The sequence below is a fragment of the Bacillus sp. BPN334 genome (genome assembly GCF_008368885.1).
GTDB lineage: Bacteria > Bacillota > Bacilli > Bacillales > Bacillaceae_G > Bacillus_A > Bacillus_A wiedmannii.
Map to the genome: position 1 here is coordinate 172,514 of NZ_QOZW01000014.1, position 7,945 is coordinate 180,458.

Below are 7,945 nucleotides of genomic sequence, written 5' to 3' on the forward strand. Positions count from 1 at the left end.
CCTATATTTAAATGGTTATTGAATTAACATAACTTGCTTATCTTGTTTTTTCATACTACGCGTAAACGCTGTTACACCTGTTCTAGCAATTTCTTTCAAACCATACGGACGAAGTAATTCAATTAATGCTTCTACTTTCTCCTGCGTACCAGTTACTTGCACAACTATGGAATCCTTCCCAACATCTATTACAGCGGCTCGAAACGGTTCAATTAAACTATATAATTCTGCTCTTGCTACTGATGTTGCTACTTTAATAAGTGCAAGTTCTCTTGCGATCATCGCTTCTTCTGTAATATCTGATACTTTCAGAACATCAATTTGCTTATGAAGTTGTTTAATTAACTGCTCCACTTGCTGTTCATTTTCGACGTGTACAACAATCGTCATCCGCGATATGTCCGATGATTCCGTATGACCTACTGAAATACTTTCAATATTGAAATGTCTTCGTGTCATAACACCCGTAATTCGGTTTAACACACCACTTTGATTTCGAACTGTCGCTGTAACAATTCTCTTCACCTTTTTTCCACTCCCTCCATTTGGTGAACACCTTTCCCTGGCGCAACCATCGGCATTACCTTTTCTGATTGAAGTACACGGCAATCAATTACGACTGGTTCTTGTAATTTAATCGCCTGCTGTATTTGCTTCTTTGCAAGAAGTGGATCATCTATACGAACTCCTTTTATGCCATACGCATTTGCAAGGGCAACGAAATCTGGTTGACACGATAGTAAAGAGTGCGAATATCTTTTGTTATAAAATTCATCTTGCCATTGTCTTACCATTCCTAAAGCTTCATTATTTAAAATAAATACTTTAACAGGCAATGAGTGTTCTTTTAACACACTTAATTCTTGCAAGGTCATTTGAAATCCAGCGTCACCTACAATTGCAATAACTAGTTCCTCACGCTTTGCAATTTGCGCACCAATTGCTGCTGGAAATCCGAAGCCCATCGTTCCTAATCCTCCTGAAGTTACCCATTTATCAGGAGTTTTGAGCGGATAATATTGGGCTGCCCACATTTGATGTTGCCCAACATCTGTTGTTACAATCGCTTCTCCTTTCGTAATTTCATATAACATATCAATTGCGTATTGAGGCTTAATACTTTCCGAATTCCTTTTATAAGATAGTGGATACTTTTCTTTTCTACTCTTTAATAAAGAGAGCCACTTATGATGATTTTCTTTCCTTCCTTCTGGTTGAAGTAATACTTCCAGCGCTCGCTTAGCACTTGCAACAATTGGAATCTCAGTCGGCACATTTTTTCCGATTTCTGCTGGATCAATATCAATATGCGCAACAGTCGCCTTTTTAGCAAAATAAGCTAAATTCCCAGTAAGACGATCATCAAATCTTGCACCTATATTAATAAGTAAGTCGCATTCATATAACGCCATATTGGCTGTGTAAGAACCGTGCATTCCTCCCATTCCTAGAAAAAGTTCATCATCTGGCGGAAACCCACCAAGACCAAGTAATGTATGCACAACAGGAATTTCATATTTACGAGCAAAACTTGTTAACTCTTTCGAAGCCTTCGCATGCAACACACCTGCTCCAGCTAAAATTAACGGCTTGTTTGCAGCCCTAATTGCTTGTAATAATTTGTTTATTTGGAGTAAATTCGGTTCATAATTAGGGTTGTATCCCGGTAAATCCATTTGTACGTCATTACATCGTTCTCCTTGCTCTACTACCATATCTTTCGGAAGGTCAATAACGACTGGGCCTGGTCTTCCTGTTCTAGCAATATGAAATGCTTCTTTAATAATTCGAGGTAAATCTGAAGCCTTTCGCACTTGATAGTTATGTTTTGTCACCGGCATCGTAAGCCCCATAATATCCGCTTCTTGGAAAGCATCACTTCCAATTAACGTCGTTGCTACTTGCCCTGTAAATACAACAAGTGGTAATGAATCAATCATCGCATCTGCTAGACCAGTAATAACATTTGTAGCACCTGGTCCACTCGTTGCAATGACAACCCCTGGATTACCAGTAATTCTGGCATACCCTTCAGCGGCGTGAATAGCTCCTTGCTCATGCCTTGTTAAAATATGCGGAATTTCACAGTCGTAGAGTGCATCATAAAGAGGTAAAACCGCACCACCAGGATAACCGAAAATTACTTCTACTCCTTCCTTTTCTAGCGCTTCTAACAATAGCTGTGCACCAGTTGCCAGTTTCTCTTCCGTTTTTGAAGACATTGTTCTTATAAGCCCCCTTTTTGAAAACTTTTATCAATAAAAAAAATCCTACGTCCACACTCCAGCTATGTGCTGAAGGGACGAAAGATTTCGCGGTACCACCCTTCTTCGCAAGAATACTCTTGCCTCAGTGACCCATAAATGAGTCTAGCTAATAACGGAGCTACCGTCTAAGCCTAGACAAATGCTTCAGCTTAGCACTCAAGGGCGATGTTCGTCGACGTGAACCATCGGTTTCCAGCAACCACCGACTCTCTGTGAGGCTTCACAATCAACTACTCCTCCCTCTCAACGCTTTCTTATGTTATAAAGAGTTGTTATCCAACTTTATTTTCTTCGTAAATCTTCTCTCCATCTTCTATAACTAACTTTCGGAATTCTTCTAATAAACGATTCGTATGTGGACCTGTTTGCCCTAAACCAATCGTTCTACCATCTACTGTCGTAACAGCAATTACTTCAGCAGCCGTTCCTGTTAAAAATACTTCATCAGCTACATATACATCATGTCTTGTAAATAACTCTTCTCTAACGTCATATCCAAGTTTTTCACCGATTTCTAAAATAGCGTTTCGTGTAATGCCTTCTAACGCTCCAGCAGAACTTGGTGGTGTAATTAATTTATTTCCTTTTACAATAAACACGTTATCTCCCGATCCTTCAGCTACGTATCCTTGATCATTTAACATAAGTGCTTCTTGTACTCCAGCTAATTTCGCTTCAATACGAACTAAAATATTGTTTAAGTAATTTAAAGATTTTACTTGAGGCGACAAAACATCTGGACGGTTTCGGCGCGTTGCAACTGTTACAACCGGAATCCCCTTTTCATAATATTCTTGCGGGAATAAAGATAGTTGTTCTGCAATTACTACTACATTCGGTTTCTTACAAGAATCAGGATCTAATCCAAGATTTCCTGCTCCTCTCGATACAACAAGGCGAATGTATCCATTAGATAATTTATTTTGTCGAATCGTCTCAACAACAATATGCGTTACTTCATCTAAAGAATATGGAATTTCTAACATGATGGATTTTGCTGATTCATATAACCGGACAAGATGCTCTCTCAAACGGAAAACATTACCGCTATATACTCTAATTCCTTCAAATACTCCATCGCCATATAAATAACCATGATCATATACTGAAACTTTTGCCTCGTCTTTTGGAACAAATTCTCCATTTAAGAAAATCCATTGCTCGTTCACTGGAAAGCGCCTCCTATGTTCTATGAATTTTTTATTGTTTCCTAGTTTACTCTCCTTTCTAAATAAATCAAGTAAATTTTTAGAAAATTTTTAATTTTTAATCGTACGTACATCTTTGATTATATTGATTTAACAGCATTGTTAACGTTTACAAAAAGTCAAAAAATTTTTTTCGTCAATTTCCCCTAAAAAAAATATTTGTTTAAAAGAAGGATTTTCATCAATTGATACGAATCTATTGTATTCAATAAACGGACGTCCGTTTTTATAAATTCGGGAATATATAACGACTTTTGCTGAAAAAGGGGGAAAATAATAAAAATAACGCTGTCTAAAAATAACATTCATATTTTTCGTTTCGTAATCATAATCCTATTTTTAAAAAACAATTTGTCAAAATGAAGGAGGAAATCAATATGGCGTGTGTACAAATTAAAGGAACGAGACAAGAGGTAGTAGAAATGCTTCAACTATTTGATCTAATGGATACGAAAGGTTTTTGTAAATTCGATAATTATGTAGAGGTAGAACCAAATAATAAAGAACATAATAATTTTATTGCTTCAATTGACATTCATTCAAATACTTCTTCTGCCCAAGATACTTTAAACGATCAATTCGTAAGTCAAATGCTTACTGGTGTATATAACGACTAAATAAAGTGATACTTTAATCAAGCTATCCGTAAATAGCAGGATAAATATATGCTTCCTACCGTCTTTGCATAAATATATACGATGTACTAGAGCATACTAGCAACTAGATGGTAGGAGGTGAGAATTATGGCTAGAATTGGCGTTGAAAACTCATTAACAGATGTTCAACAAGCTCTTCAGCAACAGGGACATGAAGTTGTTACCCTGGGCTCAGAACATGATGCACAAGGGTGCGATTGTTGTGTTGTAACTGGGCAAGATTCTAATATGATGGGTATTGCAGATGCATCAATTAAGGGATCGGTAATTGCAGCTCATGGTTTAACAACAGATGAAATTTGTCAGCAAGTTGAGAGCCGCACTTAAAAAAGAAAGAGGACTCCTTTTGAAAAGGAGTCCTCTTTTTTATATTCACCTAACGGGAAAGTAACATATACTGGATGAAAGCCCTACCTCTCTCTCATCATTACGGTTCCACTGACCGCTCCTTGATTCACTAGTATACATATAAAGCCTACAATAATAATTTATAGGGTTTGTTCACAAAAGTTGTTGGTAAGACTACCCGATCTTTCGCAAACTTTTCGTATTACATTTATAAGATTTATTTACTTTATACTAGCTGTAACCGAGACACGAATTAAAATTTTAACACCAATACAATAACTTGTCAACATTTTTTACAAATTAAAAACAGACAGTAACGGTTTGTCTGTTTTAGAATGGAGCTTTTTCTTTTATTACATATACAACAAAACCGCTTACTAACATACATAAGCCAACTACTAAGTTTTTGATATTAATCATAAATTCCTCTCCCTTATTCCACACATCATATATATTTACAGTTCAATTATTCCGATCATCTTAAAGCGCACTTTTTCTAATATATCATAATTCCTAAAAAATGCAAGTTCACTTTTGGCGACCATTTACAAATTTATCTACAGTGCTTGGTACCGTATTTAAAGCCTTTTCAATTAAATGTGTACTACTATTGAGGTGTAATACTTGCACACCGTTAGAACCGACTACTAAAAAAGCAACTGGGCTAATAGAAACCCCAGCCCCGCTTCCGCCTCCAAATGGATGACTTTGCTTGTGCTCTTTATGCTGCCCTTGTCCGTTATTATGTTTTTCGGAAATAAAATCACCTTTAAAGTCACTTCCACCGGCACCAAAACCAAAAGCCACTTGAGATACTGTTAATACTACATTTCCATCAGCTGTTGAAACTGGACTTCCAACAATCGTATTTACATCTACCATTTCTTTTAAATTTGTCATTGCTGTTTTCATTAAATTTTCAATTGGATGTTCCATTATGTATTGCACCCTTTCCTCATTATTCTTTTTTATACTTTCCAAAATAGAGGAAGTCATACTAACTTTTCCTATTTCAAAAAAATAATTCCACTCTTCTAAGTGGAATTACGCCTTGTACAAGCTCGGATAAAGTAAAATTTTAATCAATGAGGTTTTGTTCATCACCCACTAAGTATTAACCCTTACCAATCGGGCGTTTGCGGGCCACAAATAGCGGGATAAAAAAGAAAAAGAGATGCATACTACTATTGAACCTTGTTATGAAAGGAGTCATGACTTTGACTGAGAAATTTGATGAGTATAAAAAAAGAGATAGAATAGATAGTGATTATAGTGACTATAAAGAAGAATATGCAGCTGAGGTTGCACCACAGCGCATTGATTATGATTACGATGAGAAAGATAATAAAGATGATGTAAGATCGTCCGCCGCTGGATCAACTGCTGGCTTTATCGCTCTTGCCTTATCTATCTTATCACTCTTTACCTTCCCAACATTATTTGGTCTTGTTTCTGTATTACTAGGAATTTACGCTTATAATCGCGGAGCTACTGTAACTGGTGGTATCGCTGCGATTGTCGGCGGAATTGCAGCACTCATTGCAATTTTATTCCGAGTAGCACTTGTCGGATTATTGTTCTCCCTTTTTTAAAAAGAAAAAGGTATCTCGCTTATGCGGGATACCTTATCCTGTAAATACATCTTCCGATGGATATTTGATTTTTTGTTTTGCTGGTCGCGCTAAAGAAAAAACAAGTGTTAACGGTCCAATTAATCCACAAAACATAACAAACATAATAATACATTTTCCAAACGCTGATAACTTTGCAGTAATCCCCATCGTTAACCCTACTGTTCCAAACGCTGAAATTGTTTCAAATAGTAACTGAATAAAACTAAAGTTTTCTGTAAGCATTAATACAAATACTGCTGCAAAAATGAGTATTTGACTGGCAACAGCAATGGCTAACGCTCTCGTTACTGTTGACATTTTTATAGTGCGCTGAAATAAAACGATTTCCTCTTTTTTTCTAAAGAAAGAAAGAACGGATGTAACTAAAATAACAAAAGTTGTTAATTTAATCCCTCCACCTGTTGATACACTTCCTGCACCAATAAACATTAAAACCATCGTAAATAATATAGATGATTCTTCCATTCCCCCGTAGTCAACTGTATTAAATCCAGCAGTACGAGGAGTAATACCTTGGAAGAAAGAAGCCCATAACTTTTCATTTAAAGGTAAATTCCCTAACGTCTTCACATTATTATATTCCAATACAAAAATCACAATCATTGCTATAACATTTAACGCTACTGTTCCAACAATCATGATTTTAGAATGAAGTGATAATTTTCGAAAGCTACGACTATACCATATATCAATTAATACGGTAAAACCGAGACCACCTATTACGATTAAAGAGCAAATCCCAATATTAATAATAGGATCTCCTACATACCTTGTTAAATTATCCGGCCATAGAGCAAATCCAGCATTATTATAAGATGCAATAACGTGAAAAATACTATAGTATACACCTTTTCCAAAACCAAACTCTGGAATAAAGCGAAACGATAAAAAGATGACTCCAATAAGCTCAATACAAATTGAAAATATAAAGACACGCTTTACTAATTTTACAAGACCACCTATATTTGTCTGATTAAATGCCTCTCCGATTAATAATCGATGGCGTAACCCGATTTTTTTACCTAATACCCAAACAATTAAAATGGCAATTGTCATAAGACCTAAACCACCTGTTTGAATTAAAAACATAATAACAATCTCGCCAAACATCGTAAACGTACTTGCAGTATCTACTACCCCTAATCCCGTTACAGTTGCTGCTGACGTTGCCGTAAAGAAAGCATCTACCCAACTAATATGTACTTTCGTTGCGAATGGTAACTTTAATAACAAACCGCCAACCACAATTAAGCAGAAAAAACCTAATGCTAATATTTGTGGTGGATTTAATCGTATAAAACGATTATACAGCCCTTGTCTTTTTGTTACTTCCATATTCACTAACTCCCTTTTCCCCTCATAACTAAAGGCTTATAAGAAACCTTACATAGCGGGATAAACCTTATATTCTTATAATATAGTTGAGCATAATCCTTTTTTTTAAAGATTTCAACTTTTATTTATACTCGAACTCCACTTCATTTTATGACAAGAAACTTTCTATTATATTTATTCGTACTCTACAACTCTCGCAACAATCATTTTATATGTATCATTTCTCAAATTCTCATACCTTTCACTCTATGTTCACACCAAGGTCACTTCTATCTTTTATAGTATATATATCGAAGTTGTTCCTCCCTAATTTATAAGACATTCCCCAGTGTCTTGAACAACTTCCATCCCTAATTAAATTGACATAAATTGTCCCCTTCCTTGACCATCTCTTATGTGATGGTCTTATTTTTTATTTACTCTACCTCTTATCTAAAACTCCCTCTCTCTTTCACTCTATGTTCACACCAAGGTCACTTCTATCTTTTATAGTATAT

At 35.8% G+C, this 7,945-nt stretch carries 10 protein-coding genes and 1 other annotated feature; of the genes, 3 read left to right on the forward strand and 7 right to left on the reverse strand.

Annotation, left to right across the window (positions count from 1 at the left end; translation table 11 throughout):
- Positions 1 to 15 precede the first annotated feature (15 nt).
- The 4 genes from ilvN to DN393_RS32525 all read right to left on the reverse strand — a co-directional run bounded on the left by ilvN (position 16) and on the right by DN393_RS32525 (position 3,784).
- Positions 16 to 525 carry an acetolactate synthase small subunit gene (gene ilvN / locus DN393_RS23330; protein WP_000822948.1) on the reverse strand — a complete coding sequence of 170 codons (510 nt, stop codon included), beginning with the start codon at positions 523 to 525 and terminating at the stop codon, positions 16 to 18.
- The gene (gene ilvB, locus DN393_RS23335; protein ID WP_149173982.1) at positions 522 to 2,222 is read right to left on the reverse strand and encodes an acetolactate synthase large subunit; all 1,701 of its coding nucleotides are present in this window, start codon (positions 2,220 to 2,222) and stop codon (positions 522 to 524) included. The genes ilvN and ilvB overlap by 4 nt, the downstream gene beginning before the upstream one ends.
- 73 nt (positions 2,223 to 2,295) lie before the next feature.
- Positions 2,296 to 2,523, reverse strand: a binding site (T-box leader).
- 16 nt (positions 2,524 to 2,539) lie between these two features.
- Positions 2,540 to 3,436, reverse strand: coding sequence for a branched-chain-amino-acid transaminase (ilvE, locus tag DN393_RS23340; RefSeq protein WP_098111192.1), 897 nt, complete (start codon positions 3,434 to 3,436; stop codon positions 2,540 to 2,542).
- Positions 3,437 to 3,577: 141 nt separating this feature from the next.
- A complete protein-coding gene (locus DN393_RS32525; RefSeq protein ID WP_048561401.1) occupies positions 3,578 to 3,784 on the reverse strand; it encodes a hypothetical protein in 207 nt (68 codons plus the stop codon).
- 68 nt (positions 3,785 to 3,852) lie between these two features.
- On the opposite strand from DN393_RS32525, the gene DN393_RS23350 reads away from it, so the two are divergent.
- A complete protein-coding gene (locus DN393_RS23350; RefSeq protein WP_000752504.1) occupies positions 3,853 to 4,092 on the forward strand; it encodes a DUF3911 family protein in 240 nt (79 codons plus the stop codon).
- Between the two features lie 126 nt (positions 4,093 to 4,218).
- Positions 4,219 to 4,458, forward strand: coding sequence for a YkuS family protein (locus tag DN393_RS23355; RefSeq protein WP_000101010.1), 240 nt, complete (start codon positions 4,219 to 4,221; stop codon positions 4,456 to 4,458).
- 351 nt (positions 4,459 to 4,809) lie between these two features.
- Here the strand turns inward: DN393_RS23355 and DN393_RS23360 are convergent, their stop codons facing one another.
- Both DN393_RS23360 and ytfJ read right to left on the reverse strand, forming a co-directional pair.
- The gene (locus DN393_RS23360) at positions 4,810 to 4,899 is read right to left on the reverse strand and encodes a hypothetical protein (RefSeq protein WP_000608225.1); all 90 of its coding nucleotides are present in this window, start codon (positions 4,897 to 4,899) and stop codon (positions 4,810 to 4,812) included.
- A gap of 108 nt (positions 4,900 to 5,007) precedes the next feature.
- On the reverse strand, positions 5,008 to 5,475 hold the full coding sequence (ytfJ, locus tag DN393_RS23365) for a GerW family sporulation protein (RefSeq protein ID WP_064476678.1): 468 nt from the start codon (positions 5,473 to 5,475) through the stop codon (positions 5,008 to 5,010).
- Between the two features lie 203 nt (positions 5,476 to 5,678).
- Between ytfJ and DN393_RS23370 the strand changes: the two genes are divergently transcribed.
- Positions 5,679 to 6,071, forward strand: coding sequence for a hypothetical protein (locus tag DN393_RS23370; protein WP_002007169.1), 393 nt, complete (start codon positions 5,679 to 5,681; stop codon positions 6,069 to 6,071).
- A 33-nt stretch (positions 6,072 to 6,104) separates the two neighbouring features.
- On the opposite strand, the gene DN393_RS23375 is transcribed toward DN393_RS23370, so the two are convergent.
- Complete coding sequence (locus DN393_RS23375) at positions 6,105 to 7,448, reverse strand: TrkH family potassium uptake protein (protein ID WP_000454120.1); 1,344 nt, start codon at positions 7,446 to 7,448, stop codon at positions 6,105 to 6,107.
- Between the last annotated feature and the right edge of the window lie 497 nt (positions 7,449 to 7,945).